Genomic DNA, 22079 nt, shown 5'->3' with positions numbered 1-22079 from the left:
AACGCCGTTTTAAATTTCCCGGTTCCCCGTAGGTAACCGGTAGAAGCATCCGCGATATTACGCCAGATTCTTTGCGGCAAAATCCCAGTTGACCAGCGCCCAGAACGCTTCCAGGTATTTAGGACGCGCGTTGCGGTAATCGATGTAGTACGCGTGTTCCCACAGATCGCAGGTTACCAGCGCCTTGTCTGCAGTGGTCAGCGGAGTGGCGGCGTTGGATGTATTGACGATATCCAGTGTGCCGTCGGCTTTTTTGACCAGCCATGTCCAGCTGGAGCCGAAATTGCCTACCGCGGATTTGTTGAAGGCTTCCTTGAATGCATCGAAGGAACCCCATTTTGCGTTGATGGCGTCTGCCAGCGCGCCGCTTGGAGTGCCGCCGCCGTTTGGTTTCAGGCTGTTCCAGTAGAACGTGTGGTTCCAGATCTGCGCGGAGTTGTTGAATACGCCGCCGGAAGATTTTTTGACGATCTCTTCCAGTGTGGAGTTTTCGAATTCTGTGCCCTTGATCAGGTTATTCAGGTTGGTCACATAGGTTTGATGATGCTTGCCATAGTGATACTCCAGGGTTTCCTTGGAAATATGTGGAGCGAGTGCGTCCAGTGCATAGGGCAGTGCCGGTAGGGTATGTTCCATAGTGCATCCTTTTATTCGTGGTTCGGTGAAAACTCAATTGTAATGGCTAAGTGAATCGGTTGCAGCAATTGCATTCATTTTAGACCAAATGGCGGCTTTCCCGCAGAGCGCGCCTGGTATTGTGGCGGCCGCGAAAGCTTTGCAGGTGTTGGCATACGGATAAGGAGTATATCCGTCCGCTGATAGTGCGATGCCGTATGCAGGCTACCCAGGCCAAGCTGTTAGGAGAGAGCGGATGCTCACTCCAGGCTGGGTTGAACGCTGCTGATGCCTACTTCGGCGCTGTCGCCGGCGGTGCGGACGCTGATGCTGGTGTTCCGCTGCAACTGCTTGGTTGAGCGTATCAGCCGGCCTTTGTGGTCACTGAGGATGCTGTAGCCGCGCTCCAGCGTCCTCTGCGGACTTAGCAGTTCCAGTTGCGCCTCCAGTGCGGCCAGTGCCTGGCGCCGGTTTTTGGCCTGGCCGGCCGCACCTGAGGCCAGCCTGCGTTTCCATTCGGCCAGCTGGGCCTGATGGCCGGCGGTGTCCGGCAACTGGTTTTTCAGTCTGGCAGACAGCTGCGCCAGGCTGGAGTGCGAGTGCTGCAGCGGATACCTGACGGAATAGGCCAGCCTTTGCGACCAGCTTTGCAACTGCAGGCGCTTGTGGGTGATGGCCGCCGCCGGGCTTTGCAGGCGGCGCGAATACCAGTCGACCGTCTGCGCATGGCTGGCCAACAGCCGGCGCATCGCCCTTTGCAATGCGCTGCCTTGCTGGCCCAGTTCCGCCAGCAGGTCGGCCCGGTGTGCTGCCGCCAGTTCTGCGGCGGCGGTCGGCGTGGCTGCGCGCACGTCGGCGGCAAAATCGGCAATCGTGAAATCGGTTTCATGGCCTACGCCGGAGATCACGGGCATGCTGGCCGCTGCGATGGCACGCGCGACAATCTCTGCATTGAATGACCATAGATCTTCTATGCTGCCGCCGCCACGGCATACCAGCAGCACGTCGCATTCGGCACGGCGAGATGCGGTAGCGATGGCCTGGGCAATTTTTTGCGCCGAACCTTCTCCCTGCACCGGGGTCGGGTACAGCACAATGTTCACATGAGGCGCACGCCGCTGCAACGTCGTCAGTATGTCGCGCAAGGCTGCTGCTTGCGGGCTGGTGACGATGCCTATGCTGCGCACGAATCCTGGAATGGCGCGTTTGCGTTGCGGATCAAACAGGCCTTCCGCAGTCAGTTGAGCCTTGAGCTGCAGGAAGGCTTCGTACAGGTTGCCGAGGCCGGCGCGACGTATTGCTTCCACGCTTAGCTGGTAGTCGCCGCGCGGCGCATACAGCGTGACCAGTGCGCGCACCTCCACCTTGTCTCCTTCGCGCGGGATGAAGCCGGCATACTGGGCGCGGCCGCGGAACATGACGGCCCTGACCTGGGCATTCTGGTCTTTCAGCGTGAAATACCAATGCCCCGATGCGGCGCGGGTAAAATTGGATATTTCGCCGGAAACCCACGTCAGCGGGATGTTCCGTTCCAGAAGCTGGGCAACGGCCTGGTTCAGCGCTGAAACAGTCAGTACGGGCGGCGCGGATGCTGGAGATGGGGGACGGAGATCAGGAGTCATGCGGGTCGGCAGGGAAAAAGCTGTCCACAGAAGCGTGGTGCGGGCCTTAGGATGTCATCAAGCGGCTGTGATGTCAAAAAATATTCATGATTATCCGCTAAGTGTTTGATTTTTAAAGAAAATCCAATTTTGCGTAATAAAGTGGCAAAGTAGGAAAATCCTTACAAATCAAGGACTTTAGCGTTACTTCTTCATATTGTTCACAAAGTTATCCACAGAATCCGTGGGCAAATCCGCATATGCGTTCGCTGATTTAATTTCTCGGGTGAAATATATTTCGAGAATTCAGCGGGTCGGTGGGGTGCTGTTTATTTGTGTAAAAATGGTTTATTTAATTTAATCAATTACTTATCGTGTTCCGGCGTGCTTGCTGACAAACTTATCCACAAAATGGGTGCAAAACTCCAGCCTGAAAATGTCAGCCACAAATTGTTGGCTTATCACTAAACCTATAGCAGAAAAGCGGCTCTGCCTAATAATGCAGCAGCCGTTTTATCCTGAATAAAATCAGCCACTTGCGCGCTTTTTATGGTCTTGCACACAATCTTATCCACAAGAAATGTGCAAAAGTCGCGCTTCAATTGGTTCATTGACGTGGCCGGATATTGGTCGGCTTGCGGCTGCCGCATTTTAAGGCAGGACTTGAATGGCTAATAAAATCAAGGACTTAAATACATTTTTAGTGCTTGCACACAAACTTGTCCACAGAAAATGTGCAAAAACTCCAGACAGACCGCCTGTGCCGCAAAGTTTGCTGCCGTTTTTTACCCCGGTTGCCTGCTTTTTAAGCGGTGACGCAATTGTGATTAAAATCAAGGAGTTATAGCTATAGCACAAAGATGTCCACAATCTTGCACACAGAAAATGTGCAAAACTGCGGCACAAGAAAAATATTTCTTGCCTATCATTGTCGCATTTTGCCGGGCAAGGCTTGCCCAAGGGCAGACAACACGCTACATTGCGGGGTTGGATTGACTGAACCCTCAAGGAGCTTCTTTTGTTCGCTATTCTTCAAGCGGCTGGCTGGCCGATTTATCTGTTGCTGGTTGCGTCCATCATTGCACTGGCGCTGATCATAGAGCGTTCGTTGTCGCTGCGCCGTCAGCGCATCCTGCCCAAGACCTTGCTGGCGGAAGTCATACGCGTATATCAGGCAGGCAAGATCAAGCAGGAAGTGATCGACCACCTTGCTGCCAACTCGCCGCTGGGCAAGGTACTGGCCGCCGGCCTGCGCAATGTGGAAGCGCCACGCGAAGTGATGAAAGAATCGATAGAAGAAGCCGGCAGCGCCGTCGCGCATGAGCTGGAACGCTTCCTGACCACGCTGGGCACGATTGCATCGCTGGCGCCGCTGATGGGCCTGTTCGGCACCGTAGTCGGCATGATAGAAATTTTCGGTTCGCAAAATGCGTCCGGCGCCAACCCGGCGCAACTGGCCCACGGTATTTCTGTGGCGCTGTACAACACCGGTTTCGGCTTGCTGATTGCGATGCCTTCGCTGATTTTCTATCGCCATTTCCGCGCGCTGGTGGACAGCCTGGTCGTGGATATGGAACAGCAGGCAGTGAAATTCGTCGATATCGTCCATAGCGCGAGAAAATAAGATGAACTTCCGCAAAGGACAGGGCAGGGAAGATCCCGAGATCAACCTGATTCCCTTTATCGACGTGCTGCTGGTGATCCTGATCTTTCTGATGGTCACGACCACCTACAGCCGCTTCACCGAATTGCAGATCACCCTGCCGACCGCGGATGCAGAAAAATCGCAGGACCGCCCGGCCCAGATCGACATCGGCATCGATGCACAAGGCCGCTACAAGATCAATAGCCAGCCGGTATCTTTCCTGGACACCGCCACGCTTGCGGAAGACCTGAAGCAGGCAGCTGCAGCGCTGAATGCAGGCAAGGACGGCGCGCGGCAGGATCCGGTCGTGATCATCAATGCAGACCGCGCCACCAGCCACCAGTCGGTGATCGACGTGCTGGAAGCTGCACGTATTGCAGGCATGGCTAAAGTGACGTTTGCAGCACAGGCCAGCAATAAAAAATAGCCTGCGCTGCGCAATGACGGTGCCGGCGCCTTAAAAACGCCGGCATCGCCGTTTTGGGGCGCAGTTTCCAGCGAGCTGCAGTTCATCTTGTTTCCCGATTTTGGAGTGTTCTTGGCTTCCCACATAGAAACCGGTTTGTTGCGGGCATGGCTGCGGCGCGGCTTGACAGCGCGTTTGCTATGGCCGTTGTCCAAGCTGTTCCAGCTGCTGGTGGGCTTTCGCGCCGGACTGTTCCTGATGGGTTACAAGCGCCAGACCCGCCTGCCGGTGCCGGTGGTCGTGGTCGGCAACATCTTTGTGGGCGGCACCGGCAAGACGCCGCTGACCATCTGGCTGGTGCAGCAGCTGCAAGCGGCCGGCTGGAAACCTGCAGTGGTGTCGCGTGGCTACGGCGCCAGTGCCGCAACGATTGTGGAAGCAAGGGCGGATGCGTCTGCTACCGCCGTCGGCGATGAGCCGCTGCTGATCGCGCAACGGACAGGCTGCCCGGTGATGGTAGGCCGCAACCGGGTGGAGGCCGCACAGGCTTTGTTGCATCGCTATCCGGAAACCGACGTCATCGTTTCCGATGATGGTTTGCAGCACTATGCGTTGGCCAGGGATGTGGAGATCATGCTGTTCGACCAGCGCGGCGTGGGCAACGGCTGGATGTTGCCTGCCGGGCCTTTGCGCGAACCGGCCGGCAGGCGCAGCGATTTTACGGTGCTGAACATGTCCGGCGCCAAGGCCGGTGCCGAAGCCCCGGGCGTGGATAGCGGCGCTGCGCGCATGCAGCTGGTGGCCGATGTAGCAAGCAATCTTGCAGATCCCACGGCCAGCCTGACGATGGCGCAACTGGCGGCGCGTGCGGGCAAGATCCTTGCGGCGGCCGGCATAGGCAACCCCGAGCGTTTTTTTTCCATGCTGCGCTCGGCAGGGTTACAGATAGAGACGATGTCCTTGCCGGACCATCATGATTTCGCGGACCATCCTTTTAAGGCGGTGCAGGCAGACATGATATTGATCACGGAAAAGGATGCAGTAAAATGTAGGCAGATCGAATCGATGCGGCAGGACGCGCGGCTGTGGGTAGTGCCGGTCAGCGCGCAGCTGGATGCGGATTTCGCGGTAAAACTTGTGGAAAAAATTTCGGAGAAACAAAATGGACGCTCGCTTGCTTGACGTGTTGGTTTGCCCCTTGTGCAAGGGCCCGCTGGTGTATGACAAGGCGGCGCAGGAACTGATCTGCAATGCAGACAAGCTGGCTTATCCTATCCGCGACGATATCCCCATCATGTGGGCCGATCAGGCGCGTGCATTGAATGCGGCTGCAGACGGCAACTGACATGAAGTCCTTTGTTGCAATTGTGCCGGCGCGGCTGGCTTCCACCCGCTTGCCGAACAAGCCGCTGGCCGACCTGGGCGGCAAGCCCATGGTGGTGCGCACCGCCGAGCGCGCACTGCTGTCCGGCGCGAGCCAGGTCGTGGTGGCGACCGATCATGCCGACATAGTGGCGGCCTGCCGCGAGCATGGCGTACAGGCAATCATGACGCGCGCCGACCATCCTTCCGGCACCGACCGCATTGCAGAAGTGTCTGCAGCGCTTGGCCTGGCAGATGATGCGGTGGTGGTCAATGTGCAGGGCGACGAGCCACTAATAGAGCCGGCGCTGATTGCTGCAACCGCAGCATTGATCAGTGCCGCTGTGCCCATGGCGACAGCAGCACATCCCCTGCATGATCTGCACGAGGTGTTCAACCCCAACGTGGTTAAGGTCGTGCTGGACAAGGCAGGGCGCGCGCTCTATTTCTCGCGGGCGACGATACCCTGGCACAGGGACGGTTTTGCTGCAACGCGCAACGTATTGCCTGAACGATATGCACCGCTGAGGCACATAGGCTTGTATGCTTACAGGAATGATTTCCTGAAAGCTTATCCGCTGTTGCAGATATCTCCGCTGGAGCAGCAGGAGGCGCTGGAACAATTGCGCGTGCTGTGGAATGGCCATCCTATCGCTGTCCACGTTACTGAGGCGATGCCTGCGCCGGGTGTGGATACCGAGGAAGACCTTGCCAGGGTCAGGCAATTTTTTGCGCCGGCGTCACTGGTTTAAATCATTTAGCTGGAAAAATAAGCTTTAGCAGGCTGATTTCATGGCAAAGCATCAATTAACTAATTTTTTGTGGTAAGTTTCGTGAAAAGATACTGTGTTATTACTACTGTCAGATATCGCAGCTTGGTTCGCCGCCAGCGATATTTTTCGGTAAGAGTTGATGCGTAGCAATGGTTGCCGCACCGTGCGAAAACATTCAATACGCAATCGGCGAAGCATAATCCAGTATCGTAAAACTAAAATATCGACAACATCCAGTATTGAGTCCGGTAGCGGGCACGCAATACGAAAGAATTCAAACTCGTCTTAGGAACTAAAATGCGTCTTATTTTGTTGGGAGCGCCGGGGGCCGGCAAGGGCACACAAGCTAATTACATCAAGGAAAAATTCAATATTCCGCAAATTTCCACCGGCGACATGCTGCGTGCTGCCGTCAAAGCAGGCACACCGCTTGGAGTGGAAGCCAAAAAAGTGATGGATGCCGGTGGACTGGTATCCGACGACATCATCATTGGCCTGGTCAAGGACCGTTTGCAGGATGCGGATTGCGCCAATGGCTATTTGTTCGACGGTTTCCCCAGGACCACACGCCAGGCAGATGCCATGAAGGACGCCGGCGTCAAGATCGATTACGTGCTGGAAATCGCCGTTCCTGACGAAGCCATCATCGACCGCATGAGCGGCCGCCGCGTGCATCCCGCGTCAGGCCGGGTGTACCACGTGAAATTCAATCCGCCTAAAGTGGAAGGCCGTGATGACGTTACCGGCGACGAACTGATACAGCGCGACGACGACAAGGAAGATACCGTCAAGAAGCGTCTGTCCGTCTATCACGAGCAGACCGAGGTGCTGGTCGGCTACTACGGTGACTGGGCCAAATCGGGCGCACCAGGCGCGCCTAAATACCGCAAGATCGCCGGCGTCGGTCCGGTAGAGGTAATCCGCGACAGTGCTTTCGCGGCACTCGCAGAGTAAAAAGAAAGCGGGCTTTATGCCCGCTTTTTTCATGGGAATTCCAGATAGCCGGTTGTATCGTATTTCAAGCCAGCCCAGGCACTCCAAATAAAAAAGGGCAGCGTACAAGTTTTGCAGTGCGTAGTTTTCATCATCCCGCGTTCGGTCAAATAGTGGATCGTAGAGGAGTTGAAGTTTCGTCGTTGTTTTACTTTGTCGTCATAAAAACATTTTTGCGTCCCACGCCACAAGCGCGGGCGCCGGGATGCCCATAACAAGTGGAGGAGTCAACATGGTAGCTGGTCTATGGTTTGCCGTCGCATGCGGAGTCATCGCCGTGCTTTACGGCCTGATATCCCGCAGCTGGATTTTGAAGCAGGACGCAGGAAATGCCCGCATGCAGGATATCGCTGCGGCGATACAGCAGGGGGCTGCCGCCTATCTGGCAAGGCAGTACAGGACGATAGCGATCGTCGGCGTGGTGTTGTTTATCGTGATTGCCGCGATCCCCGGGCTCGGCCTGATTACCGCGCTGGGATTTCTGATAGGCGCTGTGTTATCCGGTGCCTGCGGCTTCATCGGCATGAACGTGTCGGTGCGGGCCAACGTCAGGACCGCGCAGGCGGCCACCAAGGGCATGAATGAGGCGCTGGACGTGGCATTCAAGGGTGGCGCAATCACCGGCATGCTGGTGGTAGGTCTCGGCCTGCTGGGCGTCACCCTGTTTTACTGGGTGCTGATGGCGATGGCGCCGCAGGGTGGTTCCGACGCGACTGCGCACGACCTGATAAAGCCCCTGTTAGGCCTGGCCTTCGGCGCTTCGCTGATTTCCATCTTTGCCCGGCTGGGCGGAGGCATCTTTACCAAGGGCGCCGACGTCGGCGCAGATCTGGTCGGCAAGGTGGAAGCCGGCATCCCGGAAGACGACCCGCGCAACCCGGCAGTGATCGCCGATAACGTCGGCGACAACGTCGGCGATTGCGCCGGCATGGCCGCCGATCTGTTTGAAACCTATGTGGTGACGCTGATCGCCACGATGCTGCTCGGCGCGCTGGTCGTCGCCAATGCAGTGACCCAGGCCATCGTTTACCCGTTGTTGCTGGGAGCAGTCTCGATCCTGGCTTCTATCGTCGGCTGCTCCATGGTCAAGGCCAAGCCCGGCAAAAAAATCATGTCGGCGCTGTATACCGGCTTATGGTGGGCGGCAGGCCTGTCGCTGATCGGCTTCGCAATCGTGACCTGGATGGTGATGCCGGAAGCTATGCGCATGCCCATGATGGGTGCGACCGTCGTCGGTATTGTGCTGACCGGCCTGATGGTGTACATCACTGAATATTACACGGGTACGGATTTCAAGCCCGTGCGCCATATCGCGGAAGCATCCACCACCGGCCACGGCACGAACATCATCGCCGGCCTCGGCGTGTCGATGAAATCCACCGCTTATCCGGTGCTGGCGGTATGCGCCGCCATCCTGGCCGCCTACTGGCTGGGTGAAATGTGCGGCGCGGGCCTATACGGCATTGCGATTGCGGCGACTTCGATGCTGTCGATGGCCGGGATCATCGTTGCGCTGGATGCGTATGGGCCGATCACGGACAATGCCGGCGGGATCGCCGAAATGGCCGAGATGCCTTCGTCGGTGCGCGCCATTACCGATCCGCTGGATGCCGTGGGCAATACGACCAAGGCGGTAACCAAGGGCTATGCAATCGGCTCAGCCGGCTTGGCCGCGCTGGTCCTGTTTGCCGACTACACGCATGCGCTGGATTCGGTCGGCAAGCATTCCAGCTTCGACCTGTCCGAGCCCCGGGTGATTGTCGGCCTGTTCATCGGCGGCCTGATCCCTTACCTGTTCGGCGCGATGGCGATGGAAGCGGTAGGGCGCGCAGCCGGCGCCGTAGTGGTGGAGGTGCGGCGCCAGTTCAAGGAAATCAAGGGCATCATGGACGGCACCGGCAAGCCGGAATACGATAAGGCGGTGGACATGCTGACCACGTCGGCGATCAAGGAAATGATCATCCCTTCGCTGTTGCCCGTGGTTGTGCCCATCCTGGTCGGCCTGATCCTCGGCCCTGCGGCGCTGGGTGGACTGCTGATGGGAACCATCGTCACCGGCCTGTTTGTGGCGATCTCGATGACTACCGGCGGCGGCGCCTGGGACAATGCGAAGAAATACATTGAAGACGGCCACCACGGCGGTAAAGGTTCCGACGCACACAAGGCTGCGGTCACAGGCGACACCGTCGGCGATCCGTACAAGGATACCGCCGGCCCGGCGGTGAATCCGCTGATCAAGATCATCAACATCGTTGCCTTGCTGCTGGTGCCCTTGCTGCCAAGCGCGGGCGCACAGTCTGCGCACATGCCGGCGTCTGTTCCCGCAGCGATCGTGCAGCCTGTTGCTGAACCACCGTCGGAATCTATTCCCGGCTCAACAGCAATATCAACAGCAGCATCGGCGGAAGCGCCTCCGCCCAATACAATGATGATGTCGCGCAGCGCACCGGCTTCGGATGCTGCGGCCGCTCCAGTTCCCGCAGCACCTGCATCGGATTCGGCATCGAAGTAGGCAGGAAACGACATATTGCACAAAGGCGGCCCGATGCCGCCTTTTTTCATTGGCGGGCAAAAATTGGTTACAATAGCTGCCTGATGACGTTTACGTAAACGTCAATGTAAGTGTCAACGTAAGCGTTAATCTTCATTGACCGAATTGAACCAATGGAAGGCGAACCGGCGCAAGCGAAACAGATGCCGGCCCGGACGCTCCCAGAGTACATAGAAAGAGACAAGATCATGCAAATCCAGAACAGTGTTTTCATTATCACCGGCGGCGCCTCCGGCCTGGGCGCGGCGACAGCGCGCATGCTGGTTGCCAATGGCGGTAAAGTGGTATTGGCCGACGTACAGGTAGAGGCCGGCGAGAAACTGGCGGCGGAACTGGGCGGCAAATTCATCAAATGCGACGTGACTTCGGAAGCGGACGGCAAGGCAGTGGTTGCCGCGGCAACGGCGATGGGCACGCTGCGCGGCCTGGTCAACTGCGCCGGCGTTGCGCCTGCGGTTAAAACGGTGGGCAAGGACGGCGCGCATCCGCTGGATGTGTTTCAGCGCGTGGTCAACATCAACCTGATCGGCACGTTCAACATGGCGCGTCTGGCGGCGGAAGCGATGTCGGCTACCGACGCGACCGAGCAGGGTGAACGCGGCGTGATCATCAATACCGCGTCGGTTGCGGCGTATGACGGCCAGATCGGCCAGGCAGCTTATGCATCGTCGAAAGCCGCCGTAGTGGGCCTGACCCTGCCGATGGCGCGCGACCTGTCGCGCAACGGCATCCGCGTGATGACCATTGCACCGGGCATCTTCGAGACGCCCATGCTGCTCGGCATGCCTCAGGAAGTGCAGGATGCATTGGGACGCATGGTGCCGTTCCCACCACGTCTGGGCAAGCCGGACGAATATGCGCAACTGAGCAAGTCCATCATTGAAAACGTGATGCTGAACGGTGAAACGATACGGCTGGACGGCGCGATTCGCATGCAGCCGAAATAGGCGTGCAGCAGCTGGGAAGGGAATCGACTATCATTTCGTTACATGACTTTTCCTCGGCGGGCTAATACACTGGGGCAGGCCAGAATCCATTAACATTCAGTGTTAACAGATTCCTGGTTTGCCCTTTTTTTATTTGCGGAGAATGACACGATGCGGTTTTTGTGGACGGCGGTATTTGTAATCGGCAATGCCGCGCTGGCGGGATATGCCGGCGCCCAGGATGCGCAGCATGCGGCGCATTACGATGTGGCGAAGGCGCCGGAAATTGCTTCCGGCTACACGTCCAAAAATGGCTGGACCGCGCAAAAATACATGGTCGTTGCCGCCAATCCGCTGGCCGCGGAGGCGGGTTACCGGATGCTGAAGCAGGGCGGCTCCGCAATCGATGCCGCGGTAGCGACGCAGATGGTGCTGGGCCTGGTGGAGCCGCAATCGTCCGGCATAGGCGGCGGCGCTTTCATGCTGCACTTCGACGGCAAGGCAGTGCAGGCGTTTGACGGCAGGGAAACCGCACCCGCAGCCGCCACCGAAAAATTATTCCAGGATGCCAACGGCAAGCCACTGCCGTTTTACGATGCGGTAATAGGCGGGCGTTCCGTCGGCGTGCCTGGCGTGCTGCGCATGCTGGAACTGGCACACCGGCAGCACGGCACGCTGCCGTGGAAGAGTTTGTTCGTTCCGGCGATACAGCTGGCGGAAAAAGGCTTTGCCGTCAGCCCCAGGCTGTTCACCTTGCTGCAGGATGAGCGCTTCCTGAAAAAAGACCCGGTGGCGCTGGCCTATTTTTACAACAGCCAGGGGCAGCCTTGGCCGGTCGGGCATATCCTGAAAAATCCTGAACTGGCCAGGACGCTGCGCGCGATTGCAGAGCAGGGCACTCAGGCTTTCTATGCCGGGCGTATTGCGCAGGACATGGTGGACAAGGTGCATGCACACGCCAGCAATCCTGGCACGCTGGCCCTGAAGGATCTGGCGGATTACCAGGCAAAGGCGCGTGAAGCGGTATGCGCCGATTTTGAAAAATGGACGGTGTGCGGCATGCCGCCGCCGTCTTCCGGCGGCATCGCCATCGCGCAGATGCTGGGCATACTGGAAAATACCGGCATCCGGTCGCTGCCGCCGACAAATGGCGAGCTGAACCCCGAAGCCGTGCATTTGTTTACCGAAGCCGGTCGCCTCGCTTACGCGGACCGTGAACGGTATATCGCCGATACCGATTTCGTTCCCTTGCCCGGCAACAGTTTCATGCCCTTGCTGGACAAGACTTACCTGGCAGGCCGCGCCGCGCTGATCTCGGATAAATCCATGGGCAGCGCCAAACCCGGCACGCCGCCGGGCATGCAGGTCGCATGGGGCGCAGACCATTCGCCGGAACTGCCGTCCACTTCCCACATGTCCATCGTCGACGGCCGAGGCCAGGCGCTGTCGATGACCACGTCGGTGGAAGACGCCTTCGGTTCGCGGCAAATGGTAGACGGGTTTTTGCTGAATAACCAGCTGACCGATTTTTCTGCACTGGACAAGGATGCCAATGGCCCCATCGCCAACCGCGTGCAGCCCGGCAAGCGGCCGCGCAGCGCCATGTCGCCGACGCTGGTGTTTGACCGCCAGAGCAAACAGTTTGTGATGGCGATCGGTTCCCCGGGCGGTTCCGTCATCATCAACTACGTGATGAAGGTCCTGATCGGCAATCTGGATTGGGGGCTGGATCTGCAGCAGGCAATCAATCTGCCCAACTTCGGCAGCCGCAATGGCGCAACGGAGCTGGAGCGAGGCCGCTTTTCCGACGCCACGCTTGATGCCTTGAAGGCAAAAGGACACAATATACGGATATTCGATCAAACCTCGGGGCTGCATGGCATTACGCGCACCGTGGTGAATGGCAAGAGTGTGCTGTTCGGCGCCGCCGATCCACGGCGCGAAGGTGTTGCCAGGGGCGATTGATTGTGAAAAATCCGGAGACGAGACAGCAGGCATCATGAACAACAACGCAAAAACGGGCCTGATACTGACCGGAGGCGGCGCACGCGCCGCCTACCAGGTCGGAGTATTGAAAGCGATTTCCAATATCTTGCAGGACGACGGGTGGCATCCCGCCACTAATCCGTTCGGCATTATCTGCGGTACTTCGGCAGGAGCGATCAATGCCACGGCGCTGGCCTGCCGTACCGACAATTTTACCGAAGCCGTCAACAACATCCTGGACGTATGGGAGCATTTTGAGGCGGCGCAGGTGTACCGTGCCGATTCACTGGGCGTGATACGTTCAGGCGCGCGCTGGCTGTCCATCATGTCTTTCGGCTGGCTGCTGAATAAATGGCGCAAGTCGCCGCCGAACTCGCTGCTGGACAATTCTCCGCTGGAGAACCTGCTGAACCGCATGCTGGATTTGCCGCGACTGGACCAGGCGCTGGCGTCCGGCGTACTGCGGGCGCTGGCGGTTACCGCGTCGTCCTACACGGCCGGCCAGCATCTGACTTTTTATCAAACGCTGGAAGACATAGAGCCGTGGGTACGTAGCCAGCGCCTGGCGCAGCGCGATTTCATCAGCGTGCAGCACTTGCTGGCCTCGTCGGCGATCCCGTTCATCTTTCCGTCGGTGCCGCTGAACTGGGGCGGCCGCCTGGAATATTGCGGCGACGGCTCGATGCGGCAACTGGCGCCGATTTCTCCTGCCATCCACCTGGGTGCGGAAAAGGTGCTGATTATCGGTGCCGGCCGCCTGACCGAGCCTCCGAATGAAAATACCGAAATGGCGCATTACCCCAGCCTGGCCCAGATCGCCGGGCACGCGATGTCCAGCATCTTCCTGGATGGCCTGGCGGTGGATATAGAAAGACTGACGCGCATCAACAAGACGCTGGCAATGCTGCCGCCGGAACTCAGGAAAATGACGCCGTTGAAACCGGTCGATATCCTGGTCATTGCTCCGTCGCAAAGGCTGGACGAAATCGCCAGCCGGCATACCCGCAACCTGCCGCTGCCGGTGCGGACCATGCTGGGAGGAATAGGTGCGACCGAAGTGCGCGGCGCCGCGCTGGCCTCCTATCTGCTGTTCGAATCCAGCTACACGCGGGAACTGATCGCGCTCGGCGTCAAGGACACCTATGAGCGGCGCGACGATGTAGTCAATTTCTTCGGTAATTCGGTAGAGGAATGTCTTACAAGCAAGTCTGCCTGAAGCTGGACGCTGTGGCTTTCCGGTTCATTGTTCCTGTAAAACTATTATTAATTAAATAATTACGGTTGATTCGCAGGATACAAAACGTTACCCTATGGGCCTGACCATGCCGGTCGCCGATAAGAGTAACCATGATATTTAATGCAAGTTTTCTGAAAAAATGGATCGCCTTCGTGGCGATGCTGGTGCTGTCGGTATCGGTTTTTGCGCGTGAGGCGCCAGCTTCCGGCACGGTTGCCGTGACAGATCTGCCGCGAGAGGCGCAGGTCACGCTGGCCGCGATCAAGCAGGGTGGCCCATTTGCCTATGACAAGGATGGCGTGGTGTTCGGCAATTATGAATCCAGGCTTCCACGGCAAAAGCGCGGCTACTATCATGAGTATACGGTGAAGACACCTCGGGCAAGAAACCGTGGCGCGCGCCGCATTATTGCCGGGGGCGAGCCGCGTACTTCCGGCGAATACTATTACACCGACGACCACTATGAGACTTTCAGGAAGATCAAAGAGTAGCCGGGGATGAATTGCGAGAGTTGATAAGGGAAATAATGACCATAGCCGTACCAGAGGATGGAGAGGATTTGCTGGCAAGCGTTGCGCTCAACGTGGTGCAGTCCATACGCGCGTTCAGGATTTGCGACCTGCAGGCGCAGGCCGCCAAACTGGGCCAGCACTTCCTTTATGCGTATTGTCTTGAAGCCAGCACCAAGCAGCAGGTGCTGGGCAAGATTGCACAGTCGTTCGGCTTTCCACGGCATTTTGCGAAAAACTTCGATGCCTTGTCCGATTGCCTGACTGACTTGCCTTATAAAGCAGGTCCGCAGGCGGGATTCGTCATTGTGCTGGAGCAATTGCCCAATACGCAGAAGTTCGACAAGGAAGCCCGGGAAACGCTGCTGGACGTGTTTCGCGATGCTGCCGATTTCTGGGCAGATAAAAAGGTCGCTTTCCGCGTTTTTTACTCGTTCGAATAGCTTTCTCAGTACATATTGCCGATCAGGCATCGATGCCGGCGCTGTCGCGTTGGCATTTTTATTTGGGCTTGGCACTGGTACAATGCCGCCATGAGAAAGATTGTCATATTAATTTCCGGACGTGGCAGCAATATGCGCGCTATCGTCCAGGCGGCGAAAGAGCAGCAATGGCCTGCCGAAATTGTAGCAGTCATCAGCAACAAGGCGGATGCCAGCGGCCTGGAATACGCCGCTTCCATGGGTATCGCAACCGTTGTAGTCGCCAGCAGGGATTTTACGTCGAGGGAAGCATTCGACGCGGTGCTGCAACAGGAAATAGACCGGTTTGCGCCCGATCTCGTCGTGCTGGCCGGTTTCATGCGTATCCTGACGACACCGTTCGTGACCCATTACTCCGGCAGGATGCTGAATATCCATCCGTCGCTGCTGCCCAGCTTTACCGGCCTGGCGACCCACAGGCAGGCGTTGACTGCCGGCGTCAGGATACATGGGACGACGGTGCATTTTGTGACTCCCGAGCTGGACCATGGTCCCATCATCGCCCAGGCGGCGGTGCCGGTTTTGCCGGGCGACACGGAACAAAGCCTGGCCGAGCGCGTGCTGGTCCAGGAGCATGTCATTTACCCCAAGGCGGTGCGCTGGTTTGTCGAAGGCAAGCTAACGCTGGAAGGCGACCTGGTACACATCGGTGCTGAAAGCACGGAGAGCGCCGGAATTGCCTGCGTCGGTTAAAGCCCGCTGAAGCGTTTTGCGCTTTTAATCTGCAATGCCCGGCATGCTCATACTAGCGGTCCGGGTATCAACAAGAAATATGAGAAGAAGGAATAAGCATGAGATTACCTCCTGCCATCGTCGGCCATGCCGAAGAAGTTTTACGTGAAATCCTGCGTTTCACCGGCCCTGCCGATGTGACGTTGTCGCGCTATTTCCGCGAACATCCGAGACTGGGCTCGCGGGAGCGCGGTGTGATTGCGGAAGCAATCTATGGATTGCTGCGCAATAAATCGGTGTACACCAGCTTTTCGGAGTCTGGTAGCGGACCTGCGATGCGCCGTCTGACACTGCTGGGCCTGGCCGACGCCGCCGGCGTCGATGCGCTGGGTGGACTCAGCGATGACGAAATTCAGTGGCTGGAGCGCGTGATGCAGATCGACCGTTCTCATTTGTCGCTGGCAATGAAGTCGAACATGCCGGCCTGGATCTGGGACAAGTTTGTCGCCAAGCTGGGTGAAGAAGAGGCGCTGAAGCTGGCCGAATCGCTGAACGTGCCGGCGCCGCTGGACCTGCGCGTCAACACGATGAAATCCAACCGGGAAGACGTCGTCGCTTCCCTGGCTGCTGCGCCCATCATTGCCGAACCTACTCCGTATTCGGCGACCGGGCTGCGCATCCGGAAAAAACCGTCTATCCAGAACCTGCCGCTGTTCAAGGATGGCACGATAGAGGTACAAGACGAGGGCAGCCAGTTGCTGGCGCAGCTGGTGGGCGCCAAGCGCGGCGAAATGGTGGCGGATTTTTGCGCCGGCGCCGGCGGCAAGACGCTGGCGCTGGGTGCGGCGATGCGCAATACCGGCCGCCTGTATGCCTTCGACATATCTGAAAAGCGCCTGGCCAAGCTGAAGCCGCGTCTCGCGCGCAGCGGTTTGTCCAACGTACATCCGGTAGTCATTGCGCATGAAAAAGATGCGAAGATCAAACGCCTTGCGGGTAAGCTGGACCGCGTGCTGGTGGATGCACCTTGCAGCGGCCTGGGCACCTTGCGCCGCAACCCGGACGTGAAATGGCGCCAGACGGCGGACGGCATCGCCGAGCTGAACGTCAAGCAAAGCTCCATCCTGGATGGCGCGGCGCGCATGGTCAAGGGCGGTGGCCGCCTCGTATATGCAACCTGCAGCGTACTGGATGAAGAAAATGAAGCAATAGTGGAGGGCTTCCTGGCGACGCATCCTGACTTTGTGCTGGTGCCCGCATCAAAGGTATTGGCGGAGCAGAAGGTGGACCTGGAAATGGGCGACTACCTGAAACTGATGCCGCATATTCACCAGACTGACGGTTTCTTTGCCGCTATCCTGGAGCGCAACAAGACAGTTGCCGCACCTAAGCCTGAAGTGAGTGAAGCCGAAGCCGTTGAAGAGTAATGGAGTAAGAAATGAGTCGCGGGCTTACCTGGCGGCTCATTTTTTTGCCTGCATAGTAATAAATGCCGGGCTTACTATATCAATACACAAAAAATGCATTGCTTCGGTGATAATCCTGTCTTGCACGCGATCTGCGTGAGTAGATACTTTTCTCCGGCGAGCCCGTCCTCAACATGAGCACCCCTCTACTTACTACTTTGTTTTCAGACTTGTCCAACGATTTTCAGAATACGAATTTCGTTTGGCAGATCGTCGCCTTGCTGGCCTGCTGGGGGCTGGGTTGGTACGTTGCCCGGTTTTTGACCATGCTGTTTACCAAAAAAGGTGAGCAGAGCAACGCCGACAAGCTGAGGGTAGACCGTTTTTTTCACACCTTGCAACTGGTGCTGGTGCTGCTCTTCATCCTTGTCGCCAGGGTTGTCCTCGGCAAGTGGCAGCCGGTCCACCTGCTGACGGTGCTGATCCCGCTGATTGGATCGCTGGCGCTGATACGGTTCGGTTTTTATGTTTTCCGGCGCACTTTCGTGCGCGGTGGCCAAATCGGTACTTTCCTCGGCCTGTTTGAAAAATTCTTCGCCGGCTTGGTCTGGCTCGGGCTGGTGCTGCACTTTACCGGCCTGTGGCAGGACCTGTTCGATGCCTTGGATGACACGGTTTTGCCGATTGGTCACAACAAGGTGTCGCTGCTGACGATACTGCAAGCGCTGGTATCAGTGGTAGTCACCATCATTGTTGCGCTTTGGGCAAGTGCAGCACTGGAAGCCCGTTTGATGCAGCTTCCTACCATGCACATGTCACTGCGCGTAGTGCTGTCCCGGCTCGGGCGCGCGGTATTGATACTGGTGGCGGTGCTGGTCAGCCTGGCGCTGGTCGGCATAGATCTGACGGTGTTGTCCGTGTTTGGGGGAGCGCTTGGCGTGGGCCTGGGTTTTGGTTTGCAAAAAATCACCAGCAGCTATGTATCCGGGTTCATCATCCTGCTGGACCGTAGCATGTCCATCGGCGATATGATTACCGTCGATAAATACAATGGCAAGGTCACGCAGATCAATACCCGCTATACCGTATTAAAAGGGCTGGACGGCGGAGAGTCGGTGATCCCGAACGAAATGCTGGTTTCCAACCCGGTGCAAAATTATTCGCTGAGCGACCGTTCAGTATGGGTATCGACTGATCTGGTCGTCGCGTATAACACCGATATTGAAGCCTTGCTGCCGGTGCTCGCAGAAACGGCCACGACAATTGCGCGGGTGTCCAAGGAATCGGCTCCCTCTGCCTATCTGGTGAAGTTCGGTGCTGACGGTTTGGAACTCCGGCTGGGGTTCTGGATTAGCGACCCCGAAAACGGGCGCTCAGGGGTTATTTCCGATGTAAACCGTGCAGTATGGAAAGTTTTGCAGGAGCGCAAGATTGAATTGCCTTATGCACAACGCGTTGTGACTTTGATTAACAATGCACCTGATAAAGTTTCAGGCCGCGACTGAAAAAAATCACGTACAATGCGGAAAAAAATAAATTATACTTTGCCGCTGTAGCTACCTTAATCAGCTAAGATAGTGTCATTAACCAAGGAGTACATGTCATTTTGAGCACTTTTATTGCAACCGTAATTGATTTTCTGTCAAATGGCATTACCCGTGCCACCGGATGGCAGATTTTCATATTTACAGCGGTGGTTACCCATATTACGATAGCCAGCGTAACGATTTTTCTGCATCGTTGCCAGGCGCACCGTGCGCTCGATCTGCATGCGATCCCTAGCCATTTTTTCCGTTTCTGGCTGTGGCTGACAACAGGCCAGGTCACCAAGGAATGGGCAGCAGTGCACCGCAAGCACCATGCCAAATGCGAGACTGAAGAAGATCCGCATAGCCCGGTAACACGCGGCATCAAAAAAGTATTCTGGCAAGGCGCTGAACTGTATCGCGCGGAAACCCAAAACAAGGAAACCCTGCAAAAGTACGGTCACGGTACGCCGGATGACTGGATGGAGCGCAACTTGTACAGCAGGTTCAGCTGGCAAGGCGTGGCGGTAATGCTGGTCCTCGACATCATCCTGTTCGGTGTCGCCGGCGTGACTGTGTGGGCAGTGCAGATGCTGTGGATACCTGTGACGGCTGCCGGTATCATCAACGGTATCGGCCACTACTGGGGCTACCGCAATTACGATTGCGTGGATGCATCCCGCAACATCCTGCCTTTCGGCATCCTGATTGGTGGCGAAGAACTGCATAACAATCACCATACTTTCGGCACGTCGGCCAAGCTGTCGTCCAAATGGTATGAGTTCGATATAGGCTGGATGTATATCCGCATGATGGAAATCGTCGGCCTGGCCAAGGTGAAGAAAGTGGCTCCTGCGCCGAAGTTCGCTGAGATCAAATCGGCGATCGACATGGAAACACTGCAGGCAGTAATTACCAACCGTTACGACGTGATGTCCAAGTATGCGAAATCGCTGCGTCGTACGTGGGGTGACGAGATTGCGCATCTGCGCCAGAAGAATGAATTCGAAGCCGGCTTCCTGAAGTCCGCCAAGAAATTCCTGCAGCGCGAACCGACCAAGCTGGAAGCGCCGCAGCAGCAGCACCTGTCGGAAGTGCTGGCCCATAGTAAAGCCCTCAAGACCATGCATGACATGCGCGTGGAACTGGGCCTGATCTGGGAGCGTTCTACCGTCAGCCGCGAACAGCTGGTACATCAGCTGCAAGACTGGTGCACGCGCGCGGAAGCGTCCGGCATCCAGGCGCTGCATGACTTTTCTCAAAGGCTGCGCAGTTACGCATAATCAGCTTGATCTGGCTTGAATTAAAAAACGGCGCATGCGCCGTTTTTTTATGCCCGCAGTGGCGCAATGCCGGGAGTTGACGGCGGGCAGGCGGCTTCGCATTGTTTGCCGCAACGTTCTAAAGATATGTAGCGCAAGCAGTTGGAAAGCGGGAAGGGCTGTGAGCAGAAAGTGCAGACGAAAAAAATCCCCGCAGGTCAATCATGCAGGGATTTTTGGCAAAGAACCGAAGCTTACTTGATCTTGGTTTCTTTGTAGATAACATGCTTACGTGCCTTGGGATCGAACTTCATGATCTCCATTTTTTCAGGCATAGTGCGCTTGTTTTTGGATGTTGTGTAGAAATGACCCGTACCAGCAGTCGATTCCAGTTTGATTTTGTCGCGACCAGATTTAGCCATGATATTTTCCTAACAATAGTTTCGCTTAAACTTTTTCGCCGCGAGCACGCAGATCGACCAGAACGGCATCGATGCCGATCTTGTCAATGATACGCAGGCCAGCGTTAGACAAACGCAGGGAAACCCAGCGATTTTCTGATTCGACGAAAAAGCGACGATTTTGCAAGTTAGGCAAAAAACGACGTTTTGTTTTGTTATTAGCGTGGGAAACGTTGTTGCCAACCATTGGCCCCTTCCCAGTAACTTGGCAGACACGTGCCATGCTTAACTCCTTAGTGGTTTCCAGAATTGGAAAAAACGTGAGTATAACGAAAATTCTGCGAATTATCAACGACTTGCGTAAATTAATTGTGTCTTTTTAATTTTTAAAATTTAACAATTTGGGTTTCAGGCGTTGACACTCATATTTGCCCATGCTCCGCGAAGGAGTAGACATGGGGATTGGCGACGATAAAATGGTCCAGCACGCTGACATCCACCAGTGACAACGCCTGTTTCAGCTTTTGCGTCAAGGCGATATCGGCCTGGCTTGGCTCGGTGGAGCCGGAAGGGTGGTTATGCGCGAGGATGATGGCCGCCGCATTATGTTGTAAGGCCGCCTTGACGACTTCCCGCGGATACACGCTGGCGTGGCTGAGCGTGCCGCGAAACAGTTCTTCCGATGCGATCAGCCGGTTTTTGACGTCGAGGAACAGCACCGCAAAAGACTCATAGGGCTTGTTGCCTATCATCAGCTGCAGGTATCTTTTGACGGCCTGCGGCGAGGACAGGCCGGTGCCGCTTTGCAATTCTTCGGAAATCGCGCGCTTGGCCAGCTCCAGCACCGCATGCAGTTGCGCATACTTGGCGTCGCCCAGGCCGTGCATGGCGGAAAAATCCTTGATGGAAGCGGAAAACAGTCCCGACAGCGAACCAAACCGGCTCAGCATGTCGCGTCCCAGGTCTACCGCGCTTTTGCCCTTGACGCCGACGCGCAGGAACACGGCCAGCAATTCGGCGTCTGACAGCGCCGCCGCACCGTTCTTGATCAGCCGCTCGCGCGGTCTCTGGTCTTCCGGCCAGTCGGTAATCGCCATAAATAAATCAGTCCCTTTTGTCGAAGAAAATGTTAATAAGCCCCGGCTGGCTTACAATACTGGCTTACCTGATCCCGCATTAAATTATGTCTACGCCAAATACGCCTGCTCTCGTTCCCGTCGTCACCCCGGATGCCTACCTGACCCTGCATTATCGCCTTGCCAGCCTGCAAGGTGAGGATATTATCAGCACTTTTAATGAAAATCCTGCAACATTGCAACTAGGAACAGGGCAAATTGCTCCGGAACTGGAGGCTTCGCTGCTGGGTCTGGAAGAGGGCTCGCACACTACCCAGGAACTGCCACCGGAAAAAGCCTTCGGCCCGCGCAATCCGGATCTGCTGCAGCGGGTGTCGCTGGCCACGCTAAAGGAAAACTCCAATTTCGGCGAGCAGTATGCCATCGGTGACCTGGTGGATTTTGCCGCGCCATCGGGCGGCCGTTTTGCCGGCATCCTGCGCGCGCTGGATGAAGAGGGCGCGCTGTTCGACTTCAATCATCCGCTGGCGGGGCAGACCCTGCTGTTTGAGACCAGGATTATCGGCATACTGTAATTGTCCGGCGCCTGGCCTGCCTGTATGTGAATGCCTGCTGCAATTCGCGCAATAAAGCGTGCAAAAAAATGGAAT

General features: G+C 56.7%; 23 protein-coding genes. 18 read left to right on the top strand and 5 right to left on the bottom strand.

All coding sequences use genetic code 11. The annotated features are described in order from the left end of the window. Positions 1-57: 57 nt before the first annotated feature. Both sodB and xseA read right to left on the bottom strand, forming a co-directional pair. The gene (gene sodB / locus ACO0LO_RS22135) at positions 58-636 is read right to left on the bottom strand and encodes a superoxide dismutase [Fe] (protein WP_422967449.1); all 579 of its coding nucleotides are present in this window, start codon (positions 634-636) and stop codon (positions 58-60) included. 239 nt (positions 637-875) lie between these two features. Then, positions 876-2237, bottom strand: a complete 1362-nt coding sequence (xseA, locus tag ACO0LO_RS22130; RefSeq protein ID WP_422967447.1) for an exodeoxyribonuclease VII large subunit — start codon at positions 2235-2237, stop codon at positions 876-878. Between the two features lie 646 nt (positions 2238-2883). On the opposite strand from xseA, the gene ACO0LO_RS22125 reads away from it, so the two are divergent. From ACO0LO_RS22125 to ACO0LO_RS22045, 17 genes are all read left to right on the top strand, one after another. Further along, positions 2884-3063 carry a hypothetical protein gene (locus ACO0LO_RS22125; RefSeq protein WP_422967445.1) on the top strand — a complete coding sequence of 60 codons (180 nt, stop codon included), beginning with the start codon at positions 2884-2886 and terminating at the stop codon, positions 3061-3063. A 171-nt stretch (positions 3064-3234) separates the two neighbouring features. Continuing rightward, the gene (locus tag ACO0LO_RS22120) at positions 3235-3840 is read left to right on the top strand and encodes a MotA/TolQ/ExbB proton channel family protein (RefSeq protein ID WP_422967443.1); all 606 of its coding nucleotides are present in this window, start codon (positions 3235-3237) and stop codon (positions 3838-3840) included. A gap of 1 nt (position 3841) precedes the next feature. After that, the gene (locus ACO0LO_RS22115) at positions 3842-4288 is read left to right on the top strand and encodes an ExbD/TolR family protein (RefSeq protein WP_422967441.1); all 447 of its coding nucleotides are present in this window, start codon (positions 3842-3844) and stop codon (positions 4286-4288) included. Positions 4289-4399: 111 nt separating this feature from the next. After that, positions 4400-5449: a tetraacyldisaccharide 4'-kinase gene (gene lpxK / locus ACO0LO_RS22110; protein WP_422967439.1), complete on the top strand. Its 1050-nt coding sequence runs from the start codon at positions 4400-4402 to the stop codon at positions 5447-5449. After that, a complete protein-coding gene (locus ACO0LO_RS22105; protein ID WP_422967437.1) occupies positions 5430-5612 on the top strand; it encodes a Trm112 family protein in 183 nt (60 codons plus the stop codon). The genes lpxK and ACO0LO_RS22105 overlap by 20 nt, the downstream gene beginning before the upstream one ends. A gap of 1 nt (position 5613) precedes the next feature. Next, the gene (gene kdsB / locus ACO0LO_RS22100; RefSeq protein ID WP_422967435.1) at positions 5614-6381 is read left to right on the top strand and encodes a 3-deoxy-manno-octulosonate cytidylyltransferase; all 768 of its coding nucleotides are present in this window, start codon (positions 5614-5616) and stop codon (positions 6379-6381) included. Between the two features lie 318 nt (positions 6382-6699). Beyond that, entirely contained in the window at positions 6700-7356 is a 657-nt protein-coding gene (gene adk / locus ACO0LO_RS22095; protein WP_422967433.1) for an adenylate kinase, read from the top strand. Between the two features lie 271 nt (positions 7357-7627). Beyond that, complete coding sequence (locus ACO0LO_RS22090; RefSeq protein WP_422967432.1) at positions 7628-9907, top strand: sodium-translocating pyrophosphatase; 2280 nt, start codon at positions 7628-7630, stop codon at positions 9905-9907. A 227-nt stretch (positions 9908-10134) separates the two neighbouring features. After that, positions 10135-10893, top strand: a complete 759-nt coding sequence (locus ACO0LO_RS22085) for a 3-hydroxyacyl-CoA dehydrogenase (RefSeq protein WP_422967431.1) — start codon at positions 10135-10137, stop codon at positions 10891-10893. Positions 10894-11043: 150 nt separating this feature from the next. After that, positions 11044-12837 carry a gamma-glutamyltransferase gene (gene ggt / locus ACO0LO_RS22080; protein ID WP_422967429.1) on the top strand — a complete coding sequence of 598 codons (1794 nt, stop codon included), beginning with the start codon at positions 11044-11046 and terminating at the stop codon, positions 12835-12837. A gap of 34 nt (positions 12838-12871) precedes the next feature. Then, positions 12872-14074, top strand: a complete 1203-nt coding sequence (locus ACO0LO_RS22075; RefSeq protein ID WP_422967427.1) for a patatin-like phospholipase family protein — start codon at positions 12872-12874, stop codon at positions 14072-14074. Positions 14075-14205: 131 nt separating this feature from the next. Next, on the top strand, positions 14206-14586 hold the full coding sequence (locus ACO0LO_RS22070) for a ribonuclease (RefSeq protein ID WP_422967425.1): 381 nt from the start codon (positions 14206-14208) through the stop codon (positions 14584-14586). A gap of 35 nt (positions 14587-14621) precedes the next feature. Next, complete coding sequence (locus ACO0LO_RS22065; RefSeq protein ID WP_422967423.1) at positions 14622-15047, top strand: barstar family protein; 426 nt, start codon at positions 14622-14624, stop codon at positions 15045-15047. A 90-nt stretch (positions 15048-15137) separates the two neighbouring features. Beyond that, positions 15138-15779, top strand: a complete 642-nt coding sequence (gene purN, locus ACO0LO_RS22060) for a phosphoribosylglycinamide formyltransferase (RefSeq protein WP_422967421.1) — start codon at positions 15138-15140, stop codon at positions 15777-15779. A gap of 98 nt (positions 15780-15877) precedes the next feature. Continuing rightward, complete coding sequence (locus ACO0LO_RS22055; RefSeq protein ID WP_422967419.1) at positions 15878-17185, top strand: RsmB/NOP family class I SAM-dependent RNA methyltransferase; 1308 nt, start codon at positions 15878-15880, stop codon at positions 17183-17185. Between the two features lie 173 nt (positions 17186-17358). After that, positions 17359-18669 carry a mechanosensitive ion channel family protein gene (locus ACO0LO_RS22050; RefSeq protein ID WP_422967417.1) on the top strand — a complete coding sequence of 437 codons (1311 nt, stop codon included), beginning with the start codon at positions 17359-17361 and terminating at the stop codon, positions 18667-18669. A 101-nt stretch (positions 18670-18770) separates the two neighbouring features. Next, positions 18771-19973: a DesA family fatty acid desaturase gene (locus ACO0LO_RS22045; RefSeq protein WP_422967415.1), complete on the top strand. Its 1203-nt coding sequence runs from the start codon at positions 18771-18773 to the stop codon at positions 19971-19973. 233 nt (positions 19974-20206) lie between these two features. Here ACO0LO_RS22045 and rpmG read toward each other — a convergent pair whose 3' ends face one another. The 3 genes from rpmG to radC form a co-directional block, all read right to left on the bottom strand. Beyond that, complete coding sequence (rpmG, locus tag ACO0LO_RS22040; protein ID WP_110257750.1) at positions 20207-20374, bottom strand: 50S ribosomal protein L33; 168 nt, start codon at positions 20372-20374, stop codon at positions 20207-20209. Positions 20375-20399: 25 nt separating this feature from the next. Beyond that, positions 20400-20636: a 50S ribosomal protein L28 gene (rpmB, locus tag ACO0LO_RS22035; protein ID WP_188565965.1), complete on the bottom strand. Its 237-nt coding sequence runs from the start codon at positions 20634-20636 to the stop codon at positions 20400-20402. Between the two features lie 139 nt (positions 20637-20775). After that, the gene (gene radC, locus ACO0LO_RS22030; protein ID WP_422967414.1) at positions 20776-21450 is read right to left on the bottom strand and encodes a RadC family protein; all 675 of its coding nucleotides are present in this window, start codon (positions 21448-21450) and stop codon (positions 20776-20778) included. Positions 21451-21536: 86 nt separating this feature from the next. Here radC and ACO0LO_RS22025 point away from each other — a divergent pair, with 86 nt between their 5' ends. Then, on the top strand, positions 21537-22004 hold the full coding sequence (locus ACO0LO_RS22025; RefSeq protein ID WP_422967412.1) for an FKBP-type peptidyl-prolyl cis-trans isomerase: 468 nt from the start codon (positions 21537-21539) through the stop codon (positions 22002-22004). The last annotated feature ends 75 nt before the right edge of the window (positions 22005-22079 follow it).

It is taken from the genome of Undibacterium sp. TJN25, assembly GCF_049339885.1.
In the GTDB taxonomy this organism is placed as follows: Bacteria; Pseudomonadota; Gammaproteobacteria; order Burkholderiales; family Burkholderiaceae_D; genus Undibacterium.
This window is presented reverse-complemented; position numbering and strand designations above follow the sequence as displayed.